The organism is Paracoccus aminovorans (assembly GCF_900005615.1).
In the GTDB taxonomy this organism is placed as follows: Bacteria; Pseudomonadota; Alphaproteobacteria; order Rhodobacterales; family Rhodobacteraceae; genus Paracoccus; species Paracoccus aminovorans.
The window spans coordinates 201,270-228,022 of the sequence record NZ_LN832562.1 but is presented as its reverse complement, the minus strand read 5'-3'; the positions used below and the strand labels follow the sequence as shown (position 1 = coordinate 228,022).

Below are 26,753 nucleotides of genomic sequence, written 5' to 3'. Positions count from 1 at the left end.
ATTCGCTGGGTGGCGGGGCGGATGGGCAAGGGACGGGAGGAATTTGGCAACCAATAGGACCGATAGAGCGAGATTGGTTGTTTTTGGTATTGCATTGGAAAGTAACGAGAAAGCGGCAAGGACGATCCAATTTGTGTCACTTGGATACGAAAGTCAACCAATTATTGCGAAATCGAGAAGGATTTTAGCATTTTGTTGAAATCTTTCGGCGGACTGTGTTACAGATTGGTTGTTACCCCTCGTTCAACGGCCTGAAGAGGCAGTATCGGGAGAAATTGGTAACAATCGGCTCAAACGGGTCGAATGATGCAGGCAGCTGTCTCGGGGAGGAGATATGCTAACCCACATGGAGGATACGCCGCCTGCGGTAGCGCAGGGCGGCGGACGCAGAAGTCATGGCGACGCGCCTGCCTTCGTGATCCACGGCGATGGCATTGCCGCGGCGGGAAAGCCCCGCGACCTTCCGGGCGCAAGCGCCAGTTTTCTGATGATTTTTTCCGAATGCGCCGAAACCGGTCTTGCCGGCGATGCGACGCAGGCTGCGGCTCGTGCCGCCGGTTGGCGCGACTGCGACCTTGCCTGGGAACGCCTGCAGGAACGCGCGCTCGATGCGCTGCGCGACGGCGATACGGCGGCGGCGCTGCGGGACTGGCAGCTGGGCTGGCGCGTCGCCTTGCTGTGCTTTCGCCGCGACGATCCCCGCTATGCGGCCAGCCAGGCCAATCTGGGCCTTGGCGCCCGCCTGGCGGGACGCGAAAGCCTGGCCCGCCGCCGCTATGCCGCGGCGCTGCGGCGCTGGGGCGCGGTCTCGGGCTGGATCGACAGCATGACCATCGCCCGCCGCGGCCGCAGTTCGCTGTTCCACCTAAAAAGCGAGGCCCTGCATTGGGGCGCCTACGACCGCAGCCTGCGCGGCCATGCGCTGCGCCTGGCGGGCGAGGTCGCGATGCATCTGGACGCGGCATCCCGTAGCCAGCCGCCGCCCGCGCGGCTGTGCGACCGCTGGCCGGGCGAGAAGCCGACCACCTTCGACGACCTGCGCAAGTTTCTCGGCGGCGCGCTGCTGATCGCCGAGACACGGCAACCTGACGACAACCGACATTGACGTTTTCGACCCGCCCCGGAGGGCGGAAGAGAAAGGGAGAGGGAACCCATGACTAACGCCAGACCGGCCAAATACGACATCCTGTTCGAGCCGATCCAGCTCGGTCCCAAGACCATGAAGAACCGCTTTCACCAAAGCCCGCACTGCATCGGCGCCGGCACCGACCGGCCCGGTTTCCAGATGGCGCACCGCGGCGTGAAGGCGGAAGGCGGCTGGGGCGCGATCAATACCGAGTATTGCTCGATCCACCCGGAATCCGACGACACCATGCGGGTTTCCGCCCGGATCTGGGACGCGGGCGACGTGCGCAACCTGCGCGCCATGTGCGACGAGGTGCACAAATACGGCGCCCTTGCCGGCATCGAGATGTGGTACGGCGGCGGTCACGCCCCGAACATGGAATCGCGCCAGACGCCGCGCGGCCCCAGCCAGTATGCGTCGGAATTCGAAACGCTGACCTATTGCAAGGAGATGGACGAGGACGACATCCGGCAGGTGCAGCAGTTCTATGTGGACGCCGCGCTGCGTGCCCGCGATGCGGGTTTCGACATCGTCAACGTCTATGGCGGCCACGCCTACGGCCCGATGCAGTGGCTGAGCCCCTATTTCAACAAGCGCACCGACGGCTACGGCGGCTCGGTCGAGAACCGCGCCCGTTTCTGGATCGAGACGCTGGAAAAGGTCAGGAGGGCGGTCGGCGACGATTGCGCCATCGCCTCGCGCTGCGCCATCGACACGCTCTACGGCCCCGGCGGGCTTGAGGTCGAGGTGGACGGCGTGCGGCTGATCGAGATGGCCGACGACCTGGTCGACGTCTGGGACATCAACGTCGGCGACATCGCCCAATGGGGCGAGGACGCGGCGCCGTCGCGCTTCCAGCGTCAGGGCCACGCGATCCCCTGGCAGCGCTTCGTCAAGATGCACTCGAAAAAGCCCGTGCTGGGCATCGGCCGCTTCACCGATCCCGAGAAGATGGCCGAGGTCATCCGCAACGGCGAACTGGACATCATCAGCTGCGCGCGGCCCTCGATCGCCGACCCCTTCCTGCCCGAGAAGATCGAGCAGGGCCGGCTTGACGACATCCGCACCTGCATCGGCTGCAACGTCTGCATCTCGCGCTGGGAAATCGGCGGCCCGCCGATGATCTGCACCCAGAACGCCACCGCCGGCGAGGAATACCGCCGCAGCTGGCACCCCGAGAAGTTCGAGAAGGCGAAATCCGACGATACCGTGCTGGTGGTCGGCGCCGGTCCGTCCGGCTCGGAGGCGGCGCGGGTGCTGCTGGAGCGCGGCTACGTCACCCATCTCGTGGACAGCGCCGAAAAGGTCGGCGGCCACCTGAACGACGTCGCCACCCTGCCGGGTCTGGGCGAGTGGGGCTTTCACCGCGACTATCGCGAGGTCCAGCTCAACAAGCTCGTCAAGCGGGTCAAGGGATCGCAGCTGGCGCTCGGCCAGAAGCGGCTGACGGCGGACGACGTGCTGGACTATGGCGCCGAGAAGGTCATCATCGCCACCGGTTCGTCCTGGAACACCGACGGCACCAACTGCCTCAGCCACGACCCCATTCCGGGCGTCGATGCCAGCAAGCCGAACCAGGTCACGCCCGAGCAGATCTTCCGCGGCGAGAAGCCGATCGGCAAGCGCGTCGTGATCCTGAACGCCGACACCTATTTCATGGCCCCCTCGCTTGCCGAACAGCTGGCGGCCAAGGGTCATGAGGTGACGGTGATCAGCGGCGTCGACTTCGGCCATTACATGCACTTCTCGCTGGAATACCCGAACATGCGCCGCCGCATGATCGAGCTGAACGTCAACATCATCGGCGAAGCCTGGGCATCGCGGGTCGAGGACGGGCGGATCGAGTATTACGACATCTGGGCCGAAGGCTCGCGGCGCGAATACCGCGGCCCCGGCAAGCTGCCGCGGGACGAGAACAAGAGCCATCAGTGGCTTGAGTTCGACACGCTGGTCCTGACCACCGGCCGCCATTCCGACTCGTCGCTGTTCAACGAACTCAAGGCGCGGCGCGGCGAATGGGAAGAGAAGGGCATCAAGGACGTCTATGTGATCGGCGACGCCTGGGCGCCCAAGCTGATCGCCGACGCCACATTCGACGGCCACCGCATCGCCCGCGAGATCGAGGACGCCGATCCGCAGCACCCGCTGCCCTACAAGCGCGAGGTCATCTCCTGGGGCACGGCCTATCAGCCCGGCGGCGAATACAAGCTGGAATGGCGGCTCTGAGCCAGGAACGGCGGTCGCGGCGCCAGGCGCCCGCGACCGCCTGCGTCCCGCCGCGGCAACCGATGCCGCGGCGCTGAAAGAAGACAAGAGGACTGACGGCGATGCTCACCGATCACGACCCGCAAGACATTACGCGCGTCCTGTTCCAGGACTTCCCGCTGTGGATGCTGGTGTCATTCTATATCGTCGCCATCGGGGCGATGGGGGTGTTTCTCTACGGGGTCTGGGCGCAGATCCGCAAATACCGCCGCGGCAAGCGGTCGGGGGCGTGGACGCCGTTCTGGCCGCGCATGGCCACCATGGCCCGCCAGGTCGCCGAACACACCACGATCCGGCGCCGGGCCCGAGGCGCCGGCGCCGCCCACATGTTCATCTTCTACGGCTTCGCCGTGCTCTTCATCGGGACGACCACGATCACGGTCGACCACGACATCACCGGGCCGGCGGCCGGGCTGCATTTCTGGAACGGCGCCTTCTACCTGGTCTTTTCGCTGGCGATGGACCTTGCGGGACTCTCGCTGATCGGCGGCCTGCTTTACATGATGTATCGCCGGGGCTGGATGGCGCTGCCGCGGCTCGACTACCACCGCCCCGACCGCAAGCCCGAGGACCCCGACTACGACCGCTCCTCCTACCGGCGCGAGGATTGGGCCTTTCTGTGGATCCTGGTGCTCATCGGCGTGACCGGCTTCCTGCTGGAAGCGGTGCGTCTGGTCTGGCTGCAGGACAATCCCGCGGTCTGGGGCTATCGCTGGTGGTCGCCGGTCGGGGCCCTGATCGCGCAGGCGATGGCCGGGCTGGGCGTCGGCCCGCAAGGCGCCGCCACCATCCGCATGGTGCTGTGGTGGACGCATGGGATGCTGGCGCTGACCTTCATCGCGCTGATCCCCTATACCAAGATCAAGCATATCTTCACCGCGATGGGCAGCCTGGCGGCGCGCGATCCGCAGGCCAAGCAGCGGATGCCGGCGGCCGACATGGAGGCCGAGCGCATCGGCTTCTCGGTGCTCACCGATTTCAGCGACAAGTATCTGCTGAACGTCGACGCCTGCACCAAATGCGGCCGCTGCCACGAGGCCTGCCCCGCGAACGCCTCGGGCTATCCGCTGTCGCCGCGCGATCTGGTGCTGAGCCTGCGTGAACTGGCGAACGACGCCCTGTCCGGCGCCAGGATGCCCGAAGGGCCGATCCAGGTCATCGGCGACGGCGTCAACATGATCCGGCCCGAGACGCTGTGGTCCTGCCGCAGCTGCGCCGCCTGCGTGGAAATCTGCCCCGTCGGCGTCGAGCATCTGCCGATGATCGTGCAGATGCGCCGGTCGCTGGTCGAGGCGGGCGAATTCGACACCATGCTGCAGCCGACGCTGAAGAGCCTGCAGAAGTCCGGCAACTCGCTGGGCGAGTCGAAGCGCAAGCGGCCGCGCTGGACCCAGAAGCTGGACTTCGAGATCAAGGACGCCCGCACCGAGCCTGTCGACGTGCTGTGGTATGTCGGCGACTACGCCTCGTTCGACCCGCGCTCGCAGAAGGTCACCATCACCTTCGCCCGCATCCTCAAGGCGGCCGGGATCGATTTCGGCATCCTGTTCGAGGACGAGCAGACCGCCGGCAACGACGTCCGCCGCGTGGGCGAGGAAGGCCTGTTCCAGTCCCTGGCCGAGGCCAACATCGAACTGCTGAACGATTGCACGTTCAACACCATCGTGACCACGGACCCGCATACATTCAACACCATCCGCAACGAATATCCCGAATTCGGCGGCAACTACACCATCGAACACGCCAGTTCGCTGCTGGAGCGGCTGATCCGCGAAGGCCGCATCCCGCAGCCGGCGAACCTGGACTATCGCGTCACCTATCACGACCCCTGCCACCTGGGCCGCATCAACGGCTGCACCGAGGCGCCGCGCCAGGTGCTGAACAGCCTCGGCGTCGAGCTGGTGGAACTGCGGCGCAGCCGGGACAACTCGTTCTGCTGCGGCGCGGGCGGCGGCCGCATCTGGCTGCCCGATCCGCCGGAACTCAAGAAACCGGCCGAGCTGCGCGCCGCCGAGGCGGCCGAGATCCCCGATCTGGACGTGCTGGTGGTCAACTGCCCGAAATGCCTCAACATGCTTGAGGACGGCGTGAAGGGAACCGGGAACGAAGGCAATTTCCGCGTGCTCGAACTGACCGAATTGCTGGCCGAGGCCATGGGGCTCGACAAGCAGAAGGGCACCGACGAAGGCGGCGCGGACGAGGAAACCCGCCAGTCCCCGGTCCCGGCATGACGGCAGCGGCGACCGATATGCGGGCTCCGCCGGGACAGGGCGACTTCGGAGCGCTCGTCGCCCGAGTCGGTGCCGGCGGCGACCTCTACGCGGCGCTCGGCGTCTATGCCGAAGCCGGCCCGGAAGCGCGGGCCGCGCTCGAGCCGGTGATCTTCGCCACGCCGCGGCAAAGGCTGATCGTCGCCGCGGCCGCCTATGCGCCCCCCGGCCTGCTCGACCTGCTGGCGACCGATGCCGCCGAGGCGCTGGCGCTGCGGCTGGCGAAGAACCCGGCGACGCCGGTCTCGGCGCTGCGCAAGCTGCTGGGGCAGGCGGTTGACGCGCGCCTGGCCCGCTGCCTGGCCGACCACGGCCATGCCGATGCCGCGATCCTGGGCGAACTGGCGCGGCACGAGGCGGTCGAGGTGCGGCGCGCGGTCGCCGGCAACCCCGCGGTCCCCCCCGAGGTCATCGCGCGGCTTGCGGCCGAGGACGACGGGCTGATCCAGCGCGCCATCGCGGCCGCGCCCGGCGCCGATGCGGAAACGCTGACCCGCCTGTGGGCGGCGGGCGACGCCTGGGTCCAGGCCGAGATCGCGGCGCATCCGAACTGCCCCGCCGCGCTGCGGACGGCGGCGGAACAGGCGCCCGACTCGCGGCTGCGGCGCAAGCTGGCGGGGAACCCGACCCTGGATGCCGCGGCGCTGGAGCGGCTGCTGGCCGACCCCGACGACGCAGTCCGCGCCGCCGCCGTGCGCAACCCGATCGTTTCGGGCGCCGAAATCGACCCCGAAGGCGACGCCTCGGCCCGGGTCCGCCGCGTCCTCGCCCGCCGCCAGCGGCTGGGGGCGGAGCTTATCGCGCGGCTGGCCGTCGATCCCGATCCCTGGGTGCGGCGCTGGATCGCGCGCCATCCCGATCTGCCGGCGCCGCTGCTGGCGCAGCTCGCCGCCTCGGACGACCCCGAGATCCGCCGCAGCGTCGCGCGCAACCCGGCCTGCCCGCCCGCGCTGCTGACCCGGCTCACCGCCGATGCGGCGCCCTGGGTCCAGGCGGGAGTGGCGCTGCGCGAGGATGCGCCGGCCGAAGCCATCGCCGCCCTTCTGGGCAGCGGCGACCGCGACGTGCTGGGGGCGCTCGGCCGCAATCCGCGCACGCCGGCGGCGACGCTGGACGCCATCGCCGCCCATGACGATTCCGACGTGCGCCGCGCCATCGCATTCAACCGTGCGGCGCCGCAAACGGCCATCCTCCGGCTGGCCGCCGACCCCTATCCGCTCAACCGTGCGATGATCGTCGGCCACCCCGGCCTCGACGATGCGACCGTCGCGTCGCTGACGGATGATCCAGAACCGCAAGTGCGGTTTGCCGCCGCGCGCCGACTCGCCAGACAGGTGGCTTCGCTTCTCACCCCGAAATCATGATGCAAGACTTGGAGACGATGAATGAAGATACTTGTTCCAGTAAAGCAGATCGCCAGCCTCGACGACCAGTTCGAGCTGCGCGACGACGGCCGCGACGTCGATGACGACTATTTCGAGAAGGATCTGAACGAGTTCGATCACTTCTCGGTCGAAGAGGCCCTGCTCATCAAGGAGGCCGCGGGCGACGCGGTCGAGGTCGTGGTCGCCATCGTCGGCGACGACGACGCGGACGACGCGCTGCGGACCGCGCTGGCCAAGGGTGCCGACCGCGGTATCCGGGTCTGGGACGATTCCCTGGCCGATGCGGACGGGATCGCCGTCGCCAGGGTGCTGGCGAAGCTGGTCGAGCGCGAAAAGCCCGACATGGTCTTTACCGGCGCCCAGTCGAGCGACTTCGGCTCGGCGACGACGGGCATGGCGCTGGCCGGCCTGCTGGGCTGGCCCCATGCCGCCGTGGTCAGCCATCTCGACTACAAGCCCGGTTCGGCCACGGCCGGCCTGCGGCGCGAGCTGGAAGGCGGCCTCGAAGAGGTGATGACCATCCGCTGCCCGGCGGTGCTGTCGATCCAGCTGGGCATCAACCAGCCGCGCTATGCCTCGCTGCGCGGCATCAAGCAGGCCAAGCAGAAGCCGGTGGACGAGCTGTCGCTCGACGATCTCGGCCTGGGTGATGACGACGTCCGGCCCGCGTCCAACGTCCGGCGCATGTATGTGCCCGAACGCGGCAAGGCCGAGCTGATTACCGGCACCGCCGCCGAACAGGCGGCCCGGCTGGCAGAGATCATCAAAGAAATCCGGGGGATGTGATCATGGGCGAGATTATTGTCATTGCAACGCAGCGCGACGGCGAGCTGCGGCCGAGTTCGCTGGAGGCGATCACCGCGGCGCGCGGCGTCAAGCAGGCCGGCGACAGCCTGGCGGTGGTGATCGTCGCGGCCGATCCGCAGGCGCTGGCCGGCGGGCTTTCGGTCGAGGGCGTAGACGAGGTGATCGCGGTCAAGGCGTCGGACGACTTCCAGCCCGACCTGATCGAGGCCGTGGCGGCCGAGCTCGTGGCGCAGCGCAAGCCGTCGCTGGTGCTGACCGCGCATGGCGTGGACGCCTGGTCCTTTGCGCCGACCCTCGCGGCCAGGAACGGCCTGGGCTTCGCCACCGACGTCCTGGCCCTGCGCCGCGACGGCGGCGACCTGGTCGCGACCCGCGCCGGCTATGCCGAGAAGGTCCTGATGGACATCGACTTCCCGGGCAAGGAAACCGTGCTGCTGACGGTCCGGACCAACGTGTTCGAGCCGGCCTCGGGCCAGGGCTCGGCCAAGGTCACCGACATGGCGGCGCCCGCCGCCGACATCGCCACCACGCATGAAGGCTGGAAGCCGCCGGCGGATGCGGGCGGGATCGACATTCCCGGCTCGGAATTCATCCTGTCGATCGGCCGCGGCGTCGCGGATGAATCGAACGTCGAGCAGTTCCTGGAACTGGCCGACAAGGTCGGAGCGACGCTGGGCTGCTCGCGGCCCATCGCCGACAACGGCTGGCTGCCGAAGGCGCGCCAGGTCGGCCAGTCGGGCCAGCTTGCGGCAAGCTGCCGGCTTTACGTGGCGATGGGCGTGTCCGGCTCGGTCCAGCACCAGTGGGGTATGAAACACGTCGAGAACATCGTCGCGGTGAACTCGGACCCCGAGGCGTCGATCTTCAGCATCGCCCGCTACGGCATCGTCGGCGACATGTTCGAGATCGCCTCCGAACTCGAAAACCACTTCTGACCTCCCTTGGCGGCACGGCTCCGGCCGTTGCCGCCATTTTTTTACGAAAAGGAAACGACATGACCAAGCGGGTATCGGAGCTCGAAAACGAGCATAAGAAACTCGGAGCCGGCCTGGGCGACTGGAACGACATGGATGTCGCATGGAGCTATGCGACCTCGGCCGAAAAGGAACATGACGCCGTCCGCGAGGCCGCGGGCCTGTTCGACGTCTCGGCCCTGAAAAAGATCTGGATCACCGGCGCCGACGCCGCGGCCCTGGTCGATCACGTCGCGACCCGCGACATGAGCCGCATCTACCGCGGCAAGTCGGCCTACAACCCGCTGCTGACCGACGACGGCACGATCTGCGACGACAACATCATCTTCCACATCGACGACAACAAATACCTGTATGTCCACGGCGCGGGCTCCAGCCTGCAGCGGCTGCAGGACGCCGCCAAGGGCCGCGACGTCGAGGTCCGTTTCGACGACGAGCTGCACGACCTGTCCCTGCAGGGCCAGAAGGCGCTGCCCTTCCTGCAGCGCTTCTGCCCGGCCGAGCTGGACGGCCTGGCCTATTTCCACCAGGTCGAGACCGAGCTTTTCGGCCGCAAGGTGCTCCTGTCGCGCACCGGCTATTCGGGCGAGCGCGGCTATGAGATCTTCGTCGATCGCAAGGATGTCGTGGACCTGTGGAACAACATCCTGGGCGAGGGCGAAAGCGACGGCATCATGGCCTGCTCGTTCAACTGCCTCGACAAGATCCGCATCGAGGCGGGCCTGCTGTTCTATCCCTACGACATGAGCGAAGAGTTCACGCCGTGGGAAGTCGGGCTGGGCTGGACGATCTCGCGCAAGAAGCCCGGTTTCCTGGGGCGCGATGCGCTGATGGCCAAGGAAGGCAAGGAAAAGGTCCGCATCGCCGGCGTCTCGACCGGCGCGCTGACCGAGCCGATGGAAGGCGGCGCCAAGCTTTATCGCGACGGGCAAGAGGTGGGGGTGATCAACAGCCCCGGCTATTCGCACCGCATGAAGAAATCGCTGGCGCTGGTCCATGTCGACCCGACAATCGCCGACGGGACCATCCTTCGGGTCGGCGATGCCGGCACCGGGGTCGAGGTGACCGTCGATCCCCTGCCCTTCTTCGATCCGAACAAGGCCAATACCCACGCGTAAGACGCAAACCACAACCACAGCACGGCAGCCAAGGCTCTCCCGGCGCGGGCATGCGCCGGGGAACAAAAGCGGGCAAAACCGCAAGGCCGGCTGCCGCGCCCATCCAATACGGGAGGATTGAATGGCATCTGGCGTTACACTTCAGGCTCTGAGAGAGAAGAGCCGAAACTATCAGGTCCGATGGGGCTTCATCTGGGCATTCTGGTGCGCGGTCCTGTGGGCCGCCTGGTATGTGCCCGGCTATGCGATCTATTACGAACAGCCCTTCGTCCAGCTGACGCAGGGCGGCAATGCGGACAACCTTCTTGCCGCCATGGTGGTGGCGTTTCTGAACGCGATCGCGGTTCTGGTCTTCATGTTTCTCTGGGTCGGCACGCTGGGCAAGACCGGGGAATATTTCCGCACCCTGCGTCAGCCCAAGATCTCGCTCTGGTACCTGCCCGCGGGTCTGGCGGGCGGCTGCGCGATCTTCGGCACCTATGTCGCCATGGTCTATGTCGGGCCGGGCTTCGCCGCGGTGGCCGGGCTGCTCTATCCGCTGGTCGGCGCCATGCTGGCGCGCCTGTGGTATAACGAACGCATCACCGCCCGGGCGACCGTGGGGCTGCTGGTCCTGGTCACCGGGGCGGTGCTGATCTTCCTGCCCGGCCTGATCGGCGACCTGCGCGGCGAAGGCGGCAACAGCCGCTGGATCGGCTATATCGGCGGCGCGCTGGCCTTTATCGGCTGGGGGCTCGAGGGCGCCGTCGCCGGACGGGCGCTGGACGTCAGCGATCCCGACGTCGGCCTGACTCTGCGTTTCACCGCCGAACTGCTGATCTGGGTCGTGGTCGGGGTGCCGGTGACCTGGATGCTGGCCGGCGACCAGCTTTGGATCTCGATCCAGACGGCGCTTGCGCAGCCCGGGGTGTGGCACATGCTGGTGCTGATGGGGATGACCTTCGCCTTCTGCTATGTCTCCTGGTACAAGTCGTTCCCGCTGATCGGCGTCGGCCGCGGCCAGGCCATCGCGGCGCTCTATGGTCCGCTGTCGCTGGTCTACCTGTGGATCTTCGGCGGGCTCGCGCCGGACATCTGGTTCGCCATGGGGGCCGCCGTCGCGGTGACGGGCAGCTTCATCCTGTTCACGGAAGGCCGCGGCGTGCTCGAAGTCATTCGCGCGGTGGAGAAAGGTTGAACCATGGGCAAGATCCATCTGAAGGGCCGCATCCTGCAGTTGCTGGAACGCGCCGAGTCCCTGTGGGACCACGAGATCCGGGACGTGATCCTGAGGGAATACGGGCTGAGCGGCCCCTATTGGGCCGGCACCATCCGCATGACGCTGACCGATCTGCATGCGGGCGGGTTGATCCATCACATCGAGTCGCAGATCGACCCCAGCAGCACGGCCGGGGCCGAGAAACTGTTGAACCGCTATCGTCTGAACTCCTTCGGACGCGAGAGAATGCGCCAGACCGGCCTGTTGGAGGGAACAGCATGATCGAATTCTTCGCCTGGGGCATGCCCGGCGTGATCGCCGCCACCGTCGTCTGCATCGGCCTGCCGCTGCTCGCGCTTTATCATGCGCGGACCTTCGTGACGAAGATCTGACGGCCGGCGCCGAGCGGGCGCGCGGCGCCGGCTTTGCGCCAGGTTTCACGGTTTGGCGGAGGGCCGCGCCTCGCCCCCCCCCCCGCCACGGCCGAAAGGCAGCCCCTGGGCTGCCCTGTCGGTGGGCCGGATACGGCCCGCCTGTGGTGCGGGCCGCGCTTGTTCCCTGCCGGCCGCGGTCCGTACCACGCCCTTGCAGATGCGGCGGGATTGACAAGTCGCCGTGGCCGTACAGACTGCTTGCCATCGGCGGCGCCTCGGATCGCGGCTCCGCCTTCCGGTGCGACCGGGCGGTTCCAAGGAGAAGGCCGATGTTTCGCAAATTCACCCTTTCCGTCGCCTTGGCCGCGGCCCTGGCCGCTCCGGCCGCCGAGGCCTGCACCCGCGTCGTCTACCTGGGCCCCGAGGGGCGGGTGCTGACCGGCCGCTCGATGGACTGGTCGATGCCGATGGTCAGCAACCTCTGGGTGTTCCCGCGCGGCATGACCCGCGACGGGGCGGCGGGGCCGCGCTCGCTGGAATGGACCTCGAAATACGGCAGCATGATCGTCAGCGGTTACGACATCGCCACCGTGGACGGCATGAACGAACAGGGGCTGGTCGCCAACATGCTGTGGCTGGCGGATTCGCAATATCCCCAGGACGACGGCCGGACGCCGCGGATGTCGCTGTCGCTTTGGGCGCAGTTCTTTCTCGACCGTTTCGCCACGGTCGAAGAGGCCGTGGCCTGGCTGAACGAGAACCCGCTCGACGTGGTGACCAAGGACGTGCCGGTCCAGCCCGGCAAGCTGACCACGGTGCATCTGTCGCTGTCCGACGCCACGGGCGACAGCGCCATCCTGGAATGGCTGGCAGGCAAGCTGGTCATCCACCATGGCCGCGGCTATCGGGTGATGACCAACGACCCGCCCTATGACGAACAGCTTGCCATCGCCGCCTATTGGAAGGGCGTGAACCCGCGCGAGGCGATGCCCGGCACCAGCCGCGCCGCCGACCGCTTCGTGCGCGCCGGCACCTTCGTCGACATGGTGGTGCAGTCGGACGATCCGCGCACCGCCGCCGCCGCGGTGTTCAGCGTGGTGCGCAACGCCTCGGTGCCCTATGGCGTCAGCATTCCCGACGCGCCGAACCTGTCCACGACGCGCTGGCGCGTGGTGGCGGACCACAAGGACCGGCTGTTCCATGTCGAATCCGCGATCTCGCCCAATGTATTCAGCGTGGACCTGGGAAAGCTCGACTTTGCCGAGGGCAGCGGCGTGCGCAAGCTGGATCTCGGCATGGACATGGAGCGGATCCAGTCCGGCGAAGTCTCGGCAGCCTTCGTGGCGGCGGACCCCTTCGCGTTCGAGCCGGCCGACTGATCCGCCGAACGCGCAGGACCGCGGCCTGTGCCGGCAAACGCGGCCTTGCCCACGCGGAATGCCACGAGGCAAGGCCGTGATCGGCGGGACGGGCTCTGGTTCCGTTTTGGGAACGGCCCGTGCGTTCCCGACCCTGGCGGGCAGGCGCCCTGCCCTTCAATCGATCAGACGGCGAAATCCGCGAGCGATTTCCCGGCCTCCAACGCCTCGGCGATCCATTTGGGCTTGCGGCCGCGGCCGCTCCAAGTGATCTCCGGGTTTTCCGGATGGCGGTATTTCGGCGCCGAAGCCGCAGGTTTCTGCGCCGAGGCCGCTTCTGCGAGATCGCTCAGCGAGAAGCCGTGCTGGTTCGCCGCCGCTTCCGCCGCGGCACGCGCCTCGGCTTTGCGGCGGGCCTCGAACGAGGCGATCGCCTTCTCCACGTTCTTCTGCAGCTGCTTCAGCTCGGCCAGCGGCAAGGTCTTCAGGTCGAAATCGGTCATGGACGTCCCCTGTCGTTATGCCGCAGGTCTAGTTCAGCGGATGTCGAACGGCAATTCCGTTCTCTTGGTCGGTGCTCCGCGAAGGCAGGCCATGCCGCAGCCGCCTGAGCCAGCCGAACAGCCCGGACGGGTTCCCGCCCGGCGGCGTTGCCACGCGGCAGGCACGTTCGGGCGCGCGTCTTTCCGACCCTTCGGCAAGCGCGAAGGCACAAAGCCGTCCGACATAGAACAGGCCATAGGCGGCGGCCTGACGATGCTCCGGCCGGTCGGGCACAGCGAGAGAGGCGCGCATCCGGTCTATTCCATCACGAGATGCCCGTCCGCGGGCGACCAGGACAGGTGGAACGACCGCCCCACCGCCAGCGGAAGGTGGGTCAGGTCCTCATGCGATTTCTGCACCCGGATCTCCTGCCCCTCGCCGGATTCGAAATAGATGGTCGCGGTGGCGCCGACGAATTCCTCGCCGATCATGCGCGCCTCGACCGTGTTCGGCGCGTCCTGCGGCGGCTGCAGGTGGATCTGCATCCTGGTGTCCAGCACGGTCAGGCTGGCCGCTTGGCCCACCGCCGCATGCTGGTCCGGGGGCAGGACGAAATCGCCGCTGGCGGTGGCGATGGCCGGGCGACCGTGAGGATCCCGCTTCAGCTGGCCGGGGAAGATGTTCGACGAGCCCAGGAAGTCCGCGACGAAGCGCGTGCGCGGCGTGCGATAGATTTCCTGCGGCGTGCCGATCTGCTCGATCTTGCCGCGGCTCATGATGACGACGCGGTCGGCCATCGAGAAGGCCTCGGACTGGCTGTGGGTGACATAGACGAAGGTGATGCCGGTTTCGCGTTGCAGGTTCTTGAGCACCGATTGCATCCGCACCTTCAGCGCCGCGTCCAGCGCCGACAGCGGCTCGTCCAGCAGCAGGATCTCGGGCTCGACCACCAGCGAGCGGGCAAGGGCGACGCGCTGGCGCTGGCCGCCGGACAGCTGGCTGATGTTGCGGCCGGCGAATTCGGCGATCTGCATCCGCTCCAGCCATTGCTCGGCCCGCCGCTGGCGCTCGGCCCGGCTGACGCCCCGCATCTTCAGCGCGAACTCGACATTCTCGACGACGTTCAGGAAGGGAAACAGCGCCAGGCTCTGCCAGACCATCGGCGTGTCCCGGCTCCAGGTCGGCAGGTCGTTGATCGGCTTGCCCGCCAGGCGGATCACGCCCTCGCTGGGGGCCTCCAGCCCGGCCAGCATCCGCAGCGTCGTGGTCTTGCCGCAGCCGGACGAGCCCATGATGGCCAGGAACTCGCCCTTGTGGATCTGCAGGTCCATCTTTTGCACGGCGGTATAGCTGCCGAAACGCTTGGCGACGCCCTCGAAGGAAACCAGGGGTTCTTGCATCGGATTCATTCCTTGTCGGTTGCGGGGCCGCGCCCCGACAGCAGCAGTTGCGCCAGGATCACCAGGGTCATCGAGGTGACGAAGACGAAGGTGCCGATGGCGTTGATGCGCGGGCTGACCTGGCCTTGCAGGAAGCCCAGCACCTTGACCGGCAGCGTCTCGTTCAGGCCCGAGACGAACCAGGCGATGGCGAATTCGTCGAAGGACACCGCCATGGTGACGAAAAGCGCGCCCAGGATCGCCGGCCGGGTGAAGGGGACGATGACATGGCGCATCGTCGCCCATTCCGAGGCGCCGAGGTTCCAGGCCGCCGGTTCAAGCGAGGGGTCCATCTGCGACAGCCGCAGCCTGATCACCGCCATGGCGAAGGGCGAACAGATCACCACATGGGCGATGATCACCGACAGCGCATTGCCCGACAGGTCGATGCGCGACAGATAGGCCAGCATCGCCAGCCCCATGATCACCACCGGGATGGTCGGCGGCAGCAGCGCCAGCGCCAGATAGACCTGCTTGCCGAAGAAGTGGTAGCGATAGTCGGTATAAGCCGCCCCGAACCCCAGCGCGGTCGAGATCACCCCCACCGCCAGGCCGATCCCCAGCGTGTTGCGCAAACCCTCCCAGACCAGCGGGTCCGAGGCGACGGCGCGATACCACTCGGTCGAGAAATGCCCCAGCGGGATCGACGGGAACCGGTCCGAGTTGAACGAAAAGACGAAGCTGGCCAAGATCGGCGCGAAGACGAAGAGATAGGCCAGCAGGACATAGAATTTCAGCCCGGCCTCGATCAGCGGATTGCGGTTCAATTCGTTCCGTTCGTTCATTTCGCGCGTCCCTTGTAGGCGAAGCGGACGGCCAGGAAGGCCACGACCAGTAGGGTCGCGATCATCGTCAGCGCAATCACCGCCGCCCGGGGCCATTGCTGGCCGGATTTGGTGGTGTCGGTGATCAGGATCGACAGCGTGGTCGGGTCGCCTCCGCCCAGATAGATCGGGCTGACGAAATCGCCGAAGCACAGGATGAAGCTGAACAGCGCCGCGATCACCAGCCCGACCCGGGCCGAGGGGATCACCACGGCAAAGACCGTGCGCAGCCTTCCGCAGCGCATGTTGTGCGCGGCCTCGATCAGCGTGCGGTCGATGAAGACCAGGCTGAAGAGCTGCAACAGCACCACCAGCGGAAAGCTGAGCGTCATGTAGCCCAGCATGGTCGCGCCGATGGTGTTCAAGAGCCGGAAGGGACCCAGCCCGATCCAGCCCAGCATGACGTTGATGATGCCGACATCCGACAGGAACACCTGCCAGGAATAGACCCGCACCAGATAGCTGGTGAAGAAGGGGATCACCATCAGGAACACCGCCCATCGCTGCGCCTTGGGCGACAGCTTGAAGGCGATGGCATAGGCGCAGGGGAATGCCAGCGCGCTGGTCAGGGCGGCGGCCGCGGCGGCCATCGCCAGCGTGGTGCCATAGGCCTGCCAGAACACCGGGCGGCCGAACATGGTCACCCAGTTCACGGTGTCGAAACCGGCTTCCAGCCGGAAGTTGCGGACGGTCCAGAAGCTGAGGGCGATCAGGAAGACCAGCGGGAAGACGAAGAAAAGCAGCTGCCAGATCAGCAGCGGCAGCGAGAAGGTCAGTCCGTAAAGCGAGACATGGCGGCGCATGGGCGGGCTCCGGCAGGGAACGGGCGGCGCGACCGGCCGGAACCGGCCGCGCCGGGCTCAGGTTCGGGCGCTCTTGTAGTCGGACCAGAAGTCGTTCCAGTCCTCCAGCGGCTGCTGCACCGGCAGCTGGCGATACTTGATGCGGCCCGACCGGATCAGGTCCATGACGTTGCTTTCGCCCAGGACCATGCCTTGGCGCCTGGCCTCGGCAGGGTTTTCCTGGTTCAGCACCTGCCAGCCCTTCTCGTTCGGGATCAGGCAGGGATAGGCCGCCATCTGCGCCGATTTCGCCTGCCCCTTGGCCGAGGTGATGTACTGGATCCATTTCCTGGCCAGCTCGGCCTTGCTTGATCCCTTGCCGATCGAAAAGCTTTCGGTGAACTGCAACCCGCCCTGTTCCGGGATCACCGAGCGGACCTTGGCGCCGTTCTTTTCCAGCGTGCCGGTGATCCAGTCGCCGATCCCGGCGAAGGCCAGCATCTGGCCGTTGTTTAAGGACGAGAAGGTGCCGCCGTAGTCGAAGAAGCCGCCGATTTGCGGGCGCAGGGTCATGGTCTTGTCCTTGACCGCCTTCCAGGCCGTTTCGTCGATGTCATAGGGGCTGGCATTGCCGTTCAAAAGGCTCATCTGCCCCAGGTTCGGCAGGTGCCAGTCGAAATGCCCGACCTTGCCCTTCAGCGCCGGGTCCCAGAACACGTCATAGGTCGAGGCCTGCGCCTCAGTCAGCGCATCGGTGTTGTAGGCCACGCCCAGGAAGCCGAAGCGGGTGATGACGGAATACAGCGTATTGCCGTTCCAATGGCCGGGGAAATGCTGGAATTCGGGGAAGAACTCGTCGAAGGGATAGTCGGCCGGGTCCAGCGCCTCGATATAGCCGGCCGCGTTCAGCTGCTGGACATATTCGGCATCCGACAGGATCACGTCGAAGGTGCCGGGCGGGCTTTGCGAGATCAGCCCCAGCATGTTGTCGCCGCCGGTATAGTATTTCGGCACGAACTTGACGTTGTTCTCGGCCTCGAACTCGGCGACGATGTCGGGCTCGGCATGGCCGTACCAGGCCAGCATGGTCAGTTGCGTCGGGGCCGCAAAGGCGCGGCGCGACAGCATCGGCGTGGCCAGAGCCGCCGCGCCCAGCGACAGCACCGCACGGCGCGAAAAGCCGGGACGGGCGCCCCGTTCTTCCTGTGTCATCTCATCACCCTGTCTGATTGTTCTGCTTATTGGTTATTGGCTGGTATCAGGCTAGGAGAAGGGACGGGTCATGCAAAATCGGTTCTTCCAATCGTCACATTTGCGCGCGTTATGTGCCCGGAGATTCACGCCGAAACCGCCTGGATACCCGAACCGACGCTGTCCAGATCTGCCACCAGGTCGCTGACCAGCTGCAGCCCGGCGGCCGACATGCGCGGATGCTTGTAGAACAGCCCGACTCGCAACGGCTCCAGCGCCGGAAAACCCTCGGCCTCGGTCAGGGTCCGCATCCCGGGCAGCATGGTGGCGCGGGTCAGCGCGGTGACGCAAAGCCCGTTGCCGACGGCATTCTGCAGCCCCGAGATGCCCGGCCCGGTATAGACGATGCGCCAGCGCCGCTCGATGGCGTCCAGGGCCTGGATCATGCGGGCGCGATAGTCGCAGCCCTCGGGATGGGCGCCCAGCGGCACCGGCTTGTGGGCCTCGGGCCGGAAATCCTCGGCCGCGGCCCAGATCGGCTGTTCGCTCCACATCCGCGACAGATAGGGCATCCGCGCCGTCGGCATCACCGCCACGATGATGTCCAGGTCGTCCGAGCGCAGATGCTGGTGCAATTCGCGCGACAGGTCGCAATGCACCTCCAGCTCGACCTCGGCATGGTCGCGGATATAGCGGGTCAGCGTGCCTTGCAGAAAGGCCACCGCGTAATCCGTGGGCAGGCCGATGCGCAGCACGCCGGTCTTGTCCGAGCGGTGGAAATAGCCGACCGCCTCGTCGTTGATGCGCATCATCTCGCGCGCATAGCTCAGCAGCGCCTCGCCGGCAGGGGTGGGCAGGATCGTACGCCCCTCCTGCGTCAGCAGCGGCGCGCGCACGAGCTCTTCGAGCCGGCGGATCTGCAGCGAGATCGCGGGCTGGCTGCGCCCCAGCGCGGCACCGGCGCGCGAATGCCCGCCCAGTTCGACGACGGCGATGAAGCTGCGCAACAGATCGGTGGGAAGGTTGGTGATTCCGGCCATGGATTTACCCCTGCAATCCAAGGATTGCGACTATATATTTCCTTTATATTCAACGCACAACTCTAATTCCGGCATCCCCCTTGACCAGAAAGGTGCATCATGCCGGAAAAAACCGCCTTTGCTTCGGAGCTTGCCTGGCCCGACTATCATGCCGCGGTGAAGGACGGCGCCACGCCGATCCTGATTCCCATCGGCTCGATGGAGCAGCACGGCCATCACATGCCGCTGCATGTCGACGTGCTGCTGCCGACCGAGTTCGCCCGCCGCGCCGCCTTGCAGACCGGCGGGCTGGTCGCGCCGCCCTTCACCTATGGCTACAAGTCGCATCAGAAATCGGGCGGCGGCAACCACCTGCCCGGCACCACCAGCCTGGACGGCGCCACGCTGGTCGCGGCGCTGCGCGACGTGATCAAGGAATTCGCCCGCCACGGCGCCCGGCGGATCTGTCTGGTCAACGGGCATTACGAGAACTCCTGGTTCATCATCGAGGGCATCGACCTGGCCCTGCGGGAACTGCGCTGGGACGGCATCGCCGACATGAAGATCGTGGTGCTGTCCTATTGGGATTTCGTCGGCGAGGCGGATATCGCGCGCCTCTATCCCGACGGCTTTCCCGGCTGGGACCTGGAACATGGCGGCGTGCTGGAAACCTCGCTGATGCTGGCACTCTATCCGCATTTCGTGGACCTGTCGCGGGCGGTGGATGTCGCGCCGGCCAGCTTCCCGCCCTATGACGTCTATCCGGTCAAGCCGGAATGGACGCCCGAATCGGGCACGCTGTCCTCGCCGAAACAGGCCTCGGCCGAAAAGGGCGAACTGCTGCTGGATGTCTGCACCCGCGGCATCGTCGAGGCGCTGCGCGCCGAGTTCGGCTGAACGACGCGAAACGGGCCCGTGGTCGCGGGCCCGTTCTTCCTTGCTGATCGGGGTCAATTGCGGATGACGTTGTGCTCGGGTCCGAAGGGGAAGCCGGTGATGTTCTCGGCCCCGTCCTCGGTCACGATCAGGATGTCGTGCTCGCGATAGCCGCCGGCGCCGGGGGTGCCCTCGGGCAGCATCACCATTGGCTCCATGCTGACGACCATGCCGGGCTTCAATTCGGTCTCGATGTCCTCGCGCAGTTCCACCCCTGCCTCGCGGCCGTAATAATGGCAGAGCACGCCGAAGCTGTGGCCGTAGCCGAAGCTGCGGTATTTCAGCAGGTCCCATTGCCGGTACATGTTATTCAGTTCCAGCGCGATCTCGTTGCATTTCGCGCCGGGCTTGATCAGGTCCAGCCCGCGCCGGTGCACGGCCACGTTCTTTTCCCAGATGTCCAGGCTGGCATCGTCCACATGATCGCAGAACATCGTGCGCTCCAGCGCGGTGTAATAGCCGAAGATCATCGGGAAGCAGTTCAGCGACAGGATCTCGCCCGGTTTGATCTTCTTGTTGGTGACCGGGTTGTGCGCGCCGTCGGTGTTGATGCCGGACTGGAACCAGGTCCAGGTGTCCATCAGCTCGACGAAGGGAAACGAATTCGCGATCTCGCGGATCATGGCGTTGGTCGAGGCGATGGCGACCTCATGCTCGGGCACGCCGGCCTTGACCGCCGCCGCCACCGCCGCGCCGCCGACGTCGCAGATGCGCGCGCCCTCGCGGATCAGCTTGTGCTCCTCGGCCGACTTGATCGAGCGCATCCACATCGACGGCTGGCCGACATCGACGAATTCCACCCCCGGCAGCGCCGCTTCCAGCTGGCGGCGGAAATCCAGGTTGACGTGGTCGAACTCGATCCCAAGCCGCTTGACGCCGGGGGTCAGCTGCCGCACCGCGCGATAGAAATTGTCGCGGCGCCAGTCGGTATAGGTGATGTTGTCGCCGAAGCTGCGGCGCCAGGGCTGGCCGCCGTCGATGCCGGCGCTGATCGTGGTGGCGGCGTCCTGGGTGACGACCATGCCGTATTTGCGCCCGAAATAGCAGTAGAGCCAGCCCGAATAATAATTGATGCAATGATACGAGGTGAACAGCGCCGCATCGACGCTGTTCTCGGCCATCCAGTGACGCACGTCGTCCTGGCGCCGCCGCATCTCGGCGTCCGAGAAGGGGGAATAATCCTTGTCGCCATTGTGCCATTCCATGACATGAAGCATGTCGTCGGTCATGAGATCCGTCCTCCGTCTGTCTCCTGACGGCAAGGCTATCCGGCGGCCGGTCCGGACTAAAATTTGTTTTTACAATCCCAGGATTTGGACGCCGCGCCGCGCCGAAGGACGCCTGCGGCACACGCGCTTTGCGCCCGGGCGGCGTCGCCGGCCGGGCGAAATATCGCGCTGTGGGGATGGGAAGGCCTCGGCGCGCCCCTCGGGAAAGGCGGATGCAGGTCGCGGGCCGGGGGCCCGCGGCGGCATGGCCGGCCGGGGTCGACGCCCCGGCCGGCCGGCAGGTCTCAGAAGGTCATGCGCGTGGTCAGGAAGAACGACCGTCCCGGCTCGGGATAGCCTTCGACCAGCTGGTAGTTCCGGTCGAAGATGTTGCGGATGCCGAACACCACGCTGGCCTGGTCGGTCGCCTGCCATTCGGCGTCCAGGTTGGCCAGCCCGAAGCCGCCCATGCGGCTATAGGCGATCTGGTCCGGATCCTCGGGCTGGATCGCGCTTTCCGACAGCCGGGAACTGGACACCTCGACCGAGGGTGAGATGGTCAGATTGTCCAGCGCCCGCCAGTCGAGCCGCAGATAGGCGTTGTGGCGCGGCGTGTTGGTCGGGCGGTAGTCGGCGCGGATCGGGTCGGAAATGTCGCGGTCCAGGAAGGTATAATTCGCCACCAGCCCCAGCCGGTCGCCGATGTCCCAGCTCGCCGCGATCTCGAAGCCCTTGTAGGTGCCGTCGCCGACATTGCGGCTTTGCGACAGGGCCTCGCCCTCGCCGTTCAATTCGCCGGTCGGCACCGACTGGATCATGTCCTTGACCTTGCTGTAGAACAGCGCCGTCTCGATCCGCGCCGGACCCAGGTCGCCGCCATAGCCCAGTTCGGCATTCAGCGCGCGCTCGGACTTCAGGTCGGGATTGGGCACGGCCGAGCCGAACCGCGTGCTGTAGCGGTCGAACAGCGTCGGGAAGCGGGTGCGCGAGGACAGGCTGGCGTGGAATTCGCCGCCGGCGGCCGGCTGCCAGATCGCGGCCAGCTGCCAGTTCACCGCATCGGTCGATCCGGTCGGCAGGCCGGCGTCTTCGGCGGTGCGGTCGGCCTCCAGCACCTCGGCGCGGTCGTAGCTGATCCCGGCGATCACGCTCAGGTCTTCGCGCGCTTGCCAGGTGTTTTCCAGCGCCAGCGACAGGGTTTCCTCTTCGCTCACCTCGGTCGGGTCGGCGCCGCCGCCCAAGCCCGGCCGGGCATATTGGATCGACTGGTGCTTGTCGCGGCGGTAATGCAGCGCGCCGCGCAGGGTGTTCGCCGCGCCCAGGTCGGCCCCGGCCTCGAGGCTGAGCCCCCAGGCCCGGTCCTTGTAGCGGCTGTCGAAGGCGCGGCGCTCGGTCTGGGTGGAATGGCTGGAATCGTCCCAGGCCGACAACAGGTTGTCGAAACGGTTGTAATAGGCGCGCGTCTTCAGGTAGCCCGCGCCCAGCTCGGTGTGGGAATAGAAGGCCAGGCTGTCCAGATCCCATTCAGGCCAGGTCCAGTCGCGTTGCCAGCTCTGGCCCGGACCGGGGTCGCCGGTGATGCCGCGGATCGGCTGGTCGACGTTGTAGGGCGCCTTCTTCTCGCCGGTCTGGCGGGTGTAGCTGAGGACATATTCATCCGTCGCGTTCGGCGTCCAGCCGGCCTTCAGGTTCAGGCGGCTGTCGTCGCTGTCGCTGTTGTCGCGCAGGCCCGCACCCTGCTGCGGGCGCGGTTCATAGTCCCGCGACAGATAGAAGCCGTCGCTGTCCCGCCGCATGTAGCTGCCTTGCAGCCAGTAGTCCTGCTGCCGCATGCCCAGCGACAGGAAGCCGCTGCGCGCGGTCACGTCGCCGCGGTTGCCGGCCTCGACGCCCAGCCGCGCCTCGCCCTCGAAGGGCTTGGTCGGCTGGCGGGTCACCAGGTTGATCGCGCCCCCCATGCCGCCCGGCCCGCTCAGCACCGAGACATAGCCTTTCTGCACCTGGATCTCGGCTAGGTCCGGGGTCAGGAAGCGCCCGTAATCCAGCCGGTTGTCGGCGGGCAGATAGACGCGGATGCCGTCGACCGACAGCGGCACCTGGAAGCGGTCGAAGCCGCGGACATAGATCAGCCGCTCGTTGCGGCTGCCGCCGGTATTGCCGACCTGCACCCCCGGGGCGACCCGCAGCGCATCGTCCAGCGTGGCCCTGTTGCTGCGCAGGACGTCCTCGGAGGATACGCTGGTCGTGGTCCCGCCCCGGCTTTCCTCGCTTTCCGCCGTCAGCGTGATCGTGCCCAGCACGAAGACCTGCGACGGCGCCGCCTCCTGCGCCGATACCGGCGCGGCCGCCCAGCCCAATATGGTGGCGCAGAGCAATCCCGCCTTTGTCGTCACCCGCATCATGTCCCTCCTGAATCACCTCTCTGTCCGCAGAGAGAATCGTTATGTTTTAACGAACATAATGGAACGGGGATGGAAGAACAAAGGGCAACCGCCTGAAAGCGCTTCTTTTCCGGCCGCGACGATTTGTGCCGGCCGGAACTGCCGCGGGCGCTTGCCAGCAGCTGGCGATATGTTCCAATATCTACAACGACCATGCCCGGGCACCCTGCCAAGGCCCCCGACCCGCAACCGATCGAAGAAAGACCCCGCGATGCAACCCAGTGCCGGAAACCTCTTGCCCGCCGCGGTCACGGGCGGCGCCGATGACTGATCTTTCATCCGATCCCCTGCGCCCGCATGAGCAGGCCGTGCCGCTGCCGGCCGCGTTCGATGCCCAGTTGTGGTTCATCGGCCGCATCCGCACACCCTGGACCCAGCGCGGTCAATGCCCGCGCCGCGGCGACCCCGTCGAAGGCCCGGAGTGCCGGATCGAACTGTTCGAGCCCTGGACGCCGGGCCTGACCGGGATCCAGCGGCACGACCATGTGCAGGTGCTCTACTGGATGGATCGGGCCCGGCGCGACCTGGTGCAGCAGAACCCGAACTACGGCGACCGCGCCACGGGGACCTTTGCGCTGCGCTCTCCGGTGCGGCCAAACCCGGTCGCCTCGTCGGTGGTGCGGCTTCTGGCGGTCGAGGGTCCGGTGCTGATCGTGCGCGGCCTGGATTGCCTGGACGGCACGCCGCTTGTCGACATCAAGGCAGAATTCGGAAACACGCGATGATGCACCTTACCCGCCGAACCCTAGCCGGGGTCCTTCTGGCCCTTCTCGCGGCCGCGCCCGCCCTGGCCCTGGACGGCCGCACGATCACCGATGCCACCGGACGCGAGATCCGGGTTCCGGCCGACCCCGGCCGGGTCTTTGCCGCCGGTCCTCCGGCCGCCACGCTGCTTTACGCGCTCAAGCCCGAAGCGATGCTCGGCTGGGTGCGGGCGCCGAAGCCGGCGGACCTGGCCTGGCTGCGGCCCGAGGTCGCGGCGCTTCCCGAACTGGGGCGGCTGACCGGCCGCGGCGACACCCTGAACCTGGAGGTTCTGCTTTCGGCCAAGCCCGAACTGATCGTCGATTACGGCACGGTAAACCCGACCTATATCGACCTTGCGGGCCGCATCCAGGATCAGGCCGGCGTGCCCTATGTGCTGATCGACGGCCGCTTCGCGCAGATGCCCGGCTCGATCCGGCAGATGGCGGGTGTGCTCGGGGTGCCCGAGCGCGGCGAGGTCCTGGCCGCTTATGCCGAAACCACGCTGGCGGATCTGGACGCGCTGCTGGCGCGGGTGCCGGACAGCGCGCGTCCCCGGGTCTATCTGGCCCGCGGCCCGGAAGGCGTCGAGACCGCCGGTCCCGGCTCGATCAACGCCGAGATCATCGAGCGCGTGGGGGCCAAGAACGTCGTCCGGACCGAAGGCGACGGGCTTGCCGCCGTCTCGCCCGAACAGGTCCAGGCCTGGGCGCCCGACGTGATCGTCACCGTCGATCCGGATTTCGCCGCCCGCGTCGCCAAGATGCCGGAATGGCAGGGCATCCCGGCGGTGGCGAACGGGCGCGTCTATCTGGCGCCCGCCTCGCCCTTCGGCTTCATCGACGCGCCGCCCTCGGTCAATCGCCTGGCGGGGGTGATCTGGCTTGCGCACAAGCTTTACCCCCAGGCCGCGACCGGCGATCTGCATGCCGACATCGCCGGGTTCTACGCACTGTTCTATGGCCGGCGCCCGGACGATGCCGCGCTGACGGCCCTGCTGGGTGACTGAGCGCCGGTTGAACGGCTGGCTCGCCCTGGGGCTGATCGCCGCGCTGGTGATCGGCATCGCGGTCGGCCCCTATGCGATCACGCCCGCCCAGCTGATCGCGGTGCTGTCCGGGGACCGCTCGGACCCTCAGGCGGCGACGGTCTTGTGGAACATCCGCCTGCCCCGGGTGCTGGCGACGGCCGTGATCGGGGCGGCGCTGGCAGCGGCGGGGGCGGGCTATCAGACGGTGTTCCGCAACCCGCTGGTGTCGCCGGACATCCTGGGGGTCTCGGCCGGGGCGGGCTTCGGCGCGGTGCTGGGCATCCTGCTGGGCTGGCCGGTCATGGCGATCCAGATGCTGGGATTCGGCACGGGGCTTGCCACCGTGGCCCTGGTCCTGATCCTGACCATGGCGCTGCGCGGCGCCGGCCAGGTGCTGGTCATGGTGCTGTGCGGCATCGCCGTCGGCGCGCTGGCCGGGGCCGGGATCTCGCTGGTGAAGCTGCTTGCGGATCCCGAGCAGCAATTGCCCGCCATCACCTTCTGGCTGATGGGCAGCCTCGCCGGCGTCAAGCGTCCCGACGTGGCGGCGGCGCTGCCCGCGCTGCTGGCCGGGCTGGCGCCGCTCTTGGCGCTGCGCTGGCGGATCGGGCTTCTGGCGATGGGCGACGACGAAGCCCGGTCGATGGGAATCGACGCCACCCGCCTGCGGCTGCTGGTCGTCGCCTGCGCCACGCTGATGACGGCCGCGGCAGTGGCGATGGCCGGGGTGATCGGTTGGGTCGGGCTGATGGTGCCGCATATGGCGCGGCTGCTGGCCGGACCCCGCTTCGACCGGCTGCTGCCGGCGGCGGCGCTGATCGGCGCGGGCTTCATGGTGCTGGTCGATACCGCCGCCCGCAGCATCGCGCCGACCGAGGTGCCGCTGGGCATCCTGACCGCCGTGCTGGGCGCGCCGGTGTTCGTCTGGCTGCTGGCGCGGGGGGCCAGGGCATGGAGCGAATGACGCCGCTGCTGGCGGCCACCGACCTGGCCGTCGGCCATGGCGGCAAGGCGCTGATCCGGGGCATCGACCTGCGCGTCGACCCGGGCAGCGTGCTTTGCCTGCTGGGACCGAACGGCGCCGGCAAGACCACGCTGTTCCGGACCCTGCTGGGACTGATCCCGCCGGTCCGCGGCCGGATCGTGCTGGGCGGCACGCCGCTGGCGCAGCTGTCGCTGCTCCAGATCGCCGCCCGGCTGGCCCATGTGCCGCAGGCGCTGACGACGCCCTTTGCCTTCAGCGCCCTCGACATCGTGCTGATGGGGGCGGCGGCCGGGCTCGGTCCCTTCGCCCGTCCCGGCAAGGCCGAGACCGGGCGGGCGATGGCTGCGCTGGAGCGTCTGGGCATCGCCGACCTCGCCGGCGCCGAGGTCACCCGGCTGTCCGGCGGCCAGCGCCAGCTGGTGCTGATCGCGCGGGCGCTGGCGCAGGAGGCTGCGGCGGTGGTGATGGACGAGCCCACGGCCAGCCTCGACTTCGCGAACCGCCGGCTGGTCGGCCAGGCGATCCGCGGCCTTGCCGAGGCCGGCATCGGCGTCGTGCTGTCCAGCCACGATCCCGACCACGCCGCCGCGGTCGCGGACCGGGCGCTGCTCTTGAACCGCTCGGGTCTGATCGCCTCGGGCCCCGTCGCCGAGACGATGACCGCCGCGAACCTGACCCGCCTTTACGGCATCCCCGTCCGCAGCGAGTTGGGCCAGGAAGGCCGGCTGCGGTTCTATTGACGGCGCATCGCAGGCCATGGCGCCGATCCGGCCGCTCCGGGTCGCTTCACCGGCAA

Annotated in this window: 23 protein-coding genes; 15 read left to right on the top strand and 8 right to left on the bottom strand. The window is 67.3% G+C overall.

Annotated elements, in window-relative coordinates:
* Nucleotides 1-487 precede the first annotated feature (487 nt).
* The 10 genes from JCM7685_RS17165 to JCM7685_RS17120 all read left to right on the top strand — a co-directional run bounded on the left by JCM7685_RS17165 (nucleotide 488) and on the right by JCM7685_RS17120 (nucleotide 12,896).
* Complete coding sequence (locus JCM7685_RS17165) at nucleotides 488-1,105, top strand: hypothetical protein (RefSeq protein ID WP_074967072.1); 618 nt, start codon at nucleotides 488-490, stop codon at nucleotides 1,103-1,105.
* A gap of 48 nt (nucleotides 1,106-1,153) precedes the next feature.
* Nucleotides 1,154-3,352, top strand: coding sequence for an oxidoreductase (locus JCM7685_RS17160; RefSeq protein WP_074966974.1), 2,199 nt, complete (start codon nucleotides 1,154-1,156; stop codon nucleotides 3,350-3,352).
* 101 nt (nucleotides 3,353-3,453) lie between these two features.
* Entirely contained in the window at nucleotides 3,454-5,622 is a 2,169-nt protein-coding gene (locus tag JCM7685_RS17155; protein ID WP_074966976.1) for a heterodisulfide reductase-related iron-sulfur binding cluster, read from the top strand.
* 17 nt (nucleotides 5,623-5,639) lie between these two features.
* Nucleotides 5,640-7,025 (top strand): hypothetical protein, encoded by a 1,386-nt coding sequence (locus tag JCM7685_RS17150; protein ID WP_074966978.1) that lies wholly within the window; start codon nucleotides 5,640-5,642, stop codon nucleotides 7,023-7,025.
* A 21-nt stretch (nucleotides 7,026-7,046) separates the two neighbouring features.
* Nucleotides 7,047-7,832, top strand: a complete 786-nt coding sequence (locus JCM7685_RS17145; protein WP_074966980.1) for an electron transfer flavoprotein subunit beta/FixA family protein — start codon at nucleotides 7,047-7,049, stop codon at nucleotides 7,830-7,832.
* Between the two features lie 2 nt (nucleotides 7,833-7,834).
* Complete coding sequence (locus tag JCM7685_RS17140; RefSeq protein ID WP_074966981.1) at nucleotides 7,835-8,788, top strand: electron transfer flavoprotein subunit alpha/FixB family protein; 954 nt, start codon at nucleotides 7,835-7,837, stop codon at nucleotides 8,786-8,788.
* A 59-nt stretch (nucleotides 8,789-8,847) separates the two neighbouring features.
* Nucleotides 8,848-9,945 carry an aminomethyltransferase family protein gene (locus JCM7685_RS17135; RefSeq protein ID WP_074966983.1) on the top strand — a complete coding sequence of 366 codons (1,098 nt, stop codon included), beginning with the start codon at nucleotides 8,848-8,850 and terminating at the stop codon, nucleotides 9,943-9,945.
* Between the two features lie 121 nt (nucleotides 9,946-10,066).
* Nucleotides 10,067-11,122, top strand: a complete 1,056-nt coding sequence (locus JCM7685_RS17130; protein ID WP_074966985.1) for a DMT family transporter — start codon at nucleotides 10,067-10,069, stop codon at nucleotides 11,120-11,122.
* Nucleotides 11,123-11,125: 3 nt separating this feature from the next.
* Entirely contained in the window at nucleotides 11,126-11,425 is a 300-nt protein-coding gene (locus tag JCM7685_RS17125; RefSeq protein ID WP_074966987.1) for a hypothetical protein, read from the top strand.
* A gap of 421 nt (nucleotides 11,426-11,846) precedes the next feature.
* Complete coding sequence (locus tag JCM7685_RS17120) at nucleotides 11,847-12,896, top strand: linear amide C-N hydrolase (protein WP_074966988.1); 1,050 nt, start codon at nucleotides 11,847-11,849, stop codon at nucleotides 12,894-12,896.
* A 164-nt stretch (nucleotides 12,897-13,060) separates the two neighbouring features.
* On the opposite strand, the gene JCM7685_RS17115 is transcribed toward JCM7685_RS17120, so the two are convergent.
* The 6 genes from JCM7685_RS17115 to JCM7685_RS17085 all read right to left on the bottom strand — a co-directional run bounded on the left by JCM7685_RS17115 (nucleotide 13,061) and on the right by JCM7685_RS17085 (nucleotide 18,634).
* Entirely contained in the window at nucleotides 13,061-13,378 is a 318-nt protein-coding gene (locus JCM7685_RS17115) for an H-NS histone family protein (RefSeq protein WP_074966990.1), read from the bottom strand.
* Between the two features lie 297 nt (nucleotides 13,379-13,675).
* Entirely contained in the window at nucleotides 13,676-14,758 is a 1,083-nt protein-coding gene (locus JCM7685_RS17105; RefSeq protein ID WP_074966992.1) for an ABC transporter ATP-binding protein, read from the bottom strand.
* A gap of 5 nt (nucleotides 14,759-14,763) precedes the next feature.
* Entirely contained in the window at nucleotides 14,764-15,582 is an 819-nt protein-coding gene (locus JCM7685_RS17100) for an ABC transporter permease (protein WP_074966994.1), read from the bottom strand.
* A complete protein-coding gene (locus tag JCM7685_RS17095; RefSeq protein WP_074966996.1) occupies nucleotides 15,579-16,424 on the bottom strand; it encodes an ABC transporter permease in 846 nt (281 codons plus the stop codon). The genes JCM7685_RS17100 and JCM7685_RS17095 overlap by 4 nt, the downstream gene beginning before the upstream one ends.
* Before the next feature lie 57 nt (nucleotides 16,425-16,481).
* On the bottom strand, nucleotides 16,482-17,615 hold the full coding sequence (locus JCM7685_RS17090) for a polyamine ABC transporter substrate-binding protein (protein ID WP_074966998.1): 1,134 nt from the start codon (nucleotides 17,613-17,615) through the stop codon (nucleotides 16,482-16,484).
* A 125-nt stretch (nucleotides 17,616-17,740) separates the two neighbouring features.
* The gene (locus JCM7685_RS17085; RefSeq protein WP_074966999.1) at nucleotides 17,741-18,634 is read right to left on the bottom strand and encodes a LysR substrate-binding domain-containing protein; all 894 of its coding nucleotides are present in this window, start codon (nucleotides 18,632-18,634) and stop codon (nucleotides 17,741-17,743) included.
* A gap of 99 nt (nucleotides 18,635-18,733) precedes the next feature.
* Here JCM7685_RS17085 and JCM7685_RS17080 point away from each other — a divergent pair, with 99 nt between their 5' ends.
* Entirely contained in the window at nucleotides 18,734-19,510 is a 777-nt protein-coding gene (locus JCM7685_RS17080) for a creatininase (RefSeq protein ID WP_074967001.1), read from the top strand.
* A gap of 53 nt (nucleotides 19,511-19,563) precedes the next feature.
* On the opposite strand, the gene JCM7685_RS17075 is transcribed toward JCM7685_RS17080, so the two are convergent.
* Together JCM7685_RS17075 and JCM7685_RS17070 are read right to left on the bottom strand one after the other, a co-directional pair.
* On the bottom strand, nucleotides 19,564-20,778 hold the full coding sequence (locus tag JCM7685_RS17075) for a M24 family metallopeptidase (protein WP_074967003.1): 1,215 nt from the start codon (nucleotides 20,776-20,778) through the stop codon (nucleotides 19,564-19,566).
* 284 nt (nucleotides 20,779-21,062) lie between these two features.
* Entirely contained in the window at nucleotides 21,063-23,156 is a 2,094-nt protein-coding gene (locus JCM7685_RS17070) for a TonB-dependent receptor plug domain-containing protein (protein ID WP_074967074.1), read from the bottom strand.
* A gap of 305 nt (nucleotides 23,157-23,461) precedes the next feature.
* Between JCM7685_RS17070 and tsaA the strand changes: the two genes are divergently transcribed.
* Genes tsaA through JCM7685_RS17050 form a run of 4 tightly spaced genes read left to right on the top strand, consistent with a single transcriptional unit; the run spans nucleotide 23,462 to nucleotide 26,697 of the window.
* On the top strand, nucleotides 23,462-23,923 hold the full coding sequence (gene tsaA, locus JCM7685_RS17065) for a tRNA (N6-threonylcarbamoyladenosine(37)-N6)-methyltransferase TrmO (protein WP_074967005.1): 462 nt from the start codon (nucleotides 23,462-23,464) through the stop codon (nucleotides 23,921-23,923).
* On the top strand, nucleotides 23,920-24,951 hold the full coding sequence (locus JCM7685_RS17060; RefSeq protein ID WP_074967007.1) for an iron ABC transporter substrate-binding protein: 1,032 nt from the start codon (nucleotides 23,920-23,922) through the stop codon (nucleotides 24,949-24,951). The genes tsaA and JCM7685_RS17060 overlap by 4 nt, the downstream gene beginning before the upstream one ends.
* A gap of 7 nt (nucleotides 24,952-24,958) precedes the next feature.
* Nucleotides 24,959-25,936, top strand: a complete 978-nt coding sequence (locus JCM7685_RS17055; RefSeq protein ID WP_231964750.1) for a FecCD family ABC transporter permease — start codon at nucleotides 24,959-24,961, stop codon at nucleotides 25,934-25,936.
* Complete coding sequence (locus tag JCM7685_RS17050; RefSeq protein WP_074967011.1) at nucleotides 25,924-26,697, top strand: ABC transporter ATP-binding protein; 774 nt, start codon at nucleotides 25,924-25,926, stop codon at nucleotides 26,695-26,697. The genes JCM7685_RS17055 and JCM7685_RS17050 overlap by 13 nt, the downstream gene beginning before the upstream one ends.
* Nucleotides 26,698-26,753: the final 56 nt, after the last annotated feature.

Coding starts and splice junctions, on each gene's coding strand:
- JCM7685_RS17165 (WP_074967072.1), top strand. CDS start 488: ATGATTTTTTCCGAATGCGCCGAAACCGGTCTTGCCGGCGATGCGACG.
- JCM7685_RS17160 (WP_074966974.1), top strand. CDS start 1,154: ATGACTAACGCCAGACCGGCCAAATACGACATCCTGTTCGAGCCGATC.
- JCM7685_RS17155 (WP_074966976.1), top strand. CDS start 3,454: ATGCTCACCGATCACGACCCGCAAGACATTACGCGCGTCCTGTTCCAG.
- JCM7685_RS17150 (WP_074966978.1), top strand. CDS start 5,640: ATGCGGGCTCCGCCGGGACAGGGCGACTTCGGAGCGCTCGTCGCCCGA.
- JCM7685_RS17145 (WP_074966980.1), top strand. CDS start 7,047: ATGAAGATACTTGTTCCAGTAAAGCAGATCGCCAGCCTCGACGACCAG.
- JCM7685_RS17140 (WP_074966981.1), top strand. CDS start 7,835: ATGGGCGAGATTATTGTCATTGCAACGCAGCGCGACGGCGAGCTGCGG.
- JCM7685_RS17135 (WP_074966983.1), top strand. CDS start 8,848: ATGACCAAGCGGGTATCGGAGCTCGAAAACGAGCATAAGAAACTCGGA.
- JCM7685_RS17130 (WP_074966985.1), top strand. CDS start 10,067: ATGGCATCTGGCGTTACACTTCAGGCTCTGAGAGAGAAGAGCCGAAAC.
- JCM7685_RS17125 (WP_074966987.1), top strand. CDS start 11,126: ATGGGCAAGATCCATCTGAAGGGCCGCATCCTGCAGTTGCTGGAACGC.
- JCM7685_RS17120 (WP_074966988.1), top strand. CDS start 11,847: ATGTTTCGCAAATTCACCCTTTCCGTCGCCTTGGCCGCGGCCCTGGCC.
- JCM7685_RS17115 (WP_074966990.1), bottom strand. CDS start 13,378: ATGACCGATTTCGACCTGAAGACCTTGCCGCTGGCCGAGCTGAAGCAG.
- JCM7685_RS17105 (WP_074966992.1), bottom strand. CDS start 14,758: ATGCAAGAACCCCTGGTTTCCTTCGAGGGCGTCGCCAAGCGTTTCGGC.
- JCM7685_RS17100 (WP_074966994.1), bottom strand. CDS start 15,582: ATGAACGAACGGAACGAATTGAACCGCAATCCGCTGATCGAGGCCGGG.
- JCM7685_RS17095 (WP_074966996.1), bottom strand. CDS start 16,424: ATGCGCCGCCATGTCTCGCTTTACGGACTGACCTTCTCGCTGCCGCTG.
- JCM7685_RS17090 (WP_074966998.1), bottom strand. CDS start 17,615: ATGACACAGGAAGAACGGGGCGCCCGTCCCGGCTTTTCGCGCCGTGCG.
- JCM7685_RS17085 (WP_074966999.1), bottom strand. CDS start 18,634: ATGGCCGGAATCACCAACCTTCCCACCGATCTGTTGCGCAGCTTCATC.
- JCM7685_RS17080 (WP_074967001.1), top strand. CDS start 18,734: ATGCCGGAAAAAACCGCCTTTGCTTCGGAGCTTGCCTGGCCCGACTAT.
- JCM7685_RS17075 (WP_074967003.1), bottom strand. CDS start 20,778: ATGACCGACGACATGCTTCATGTCATGGAATGGCACAATGGCGACAAG.
- JCM7685_RS17070 (WP_074967074.1), bottom strand. CDS start 23,156: ATGCGGGTGACGACAAAGGCGGGATTGCTCTGCGCCACCATATTGGGC.
- tsaA (WP_074967005.1), top strand. CDS start 23,462: ATGACTGATCTTTCATCCGATCCCCTGCGCCCGCATGAGCAGGCCGTG.
- JCM7685_RS17060 (WP_074967007.1), top strand. CDS start 23,920: ATGATGCACCTTACCCGCCGAACCCTAGCCGGGGTCCTTCTGGCCCTT.
- JCM7685_RS17050 (WP_074967011.1), top strand. CDS start 25,924: ATGGAGCGAATGACGCCGCTGCTGGCGGCCACCGACCTGGCCGTCGGC.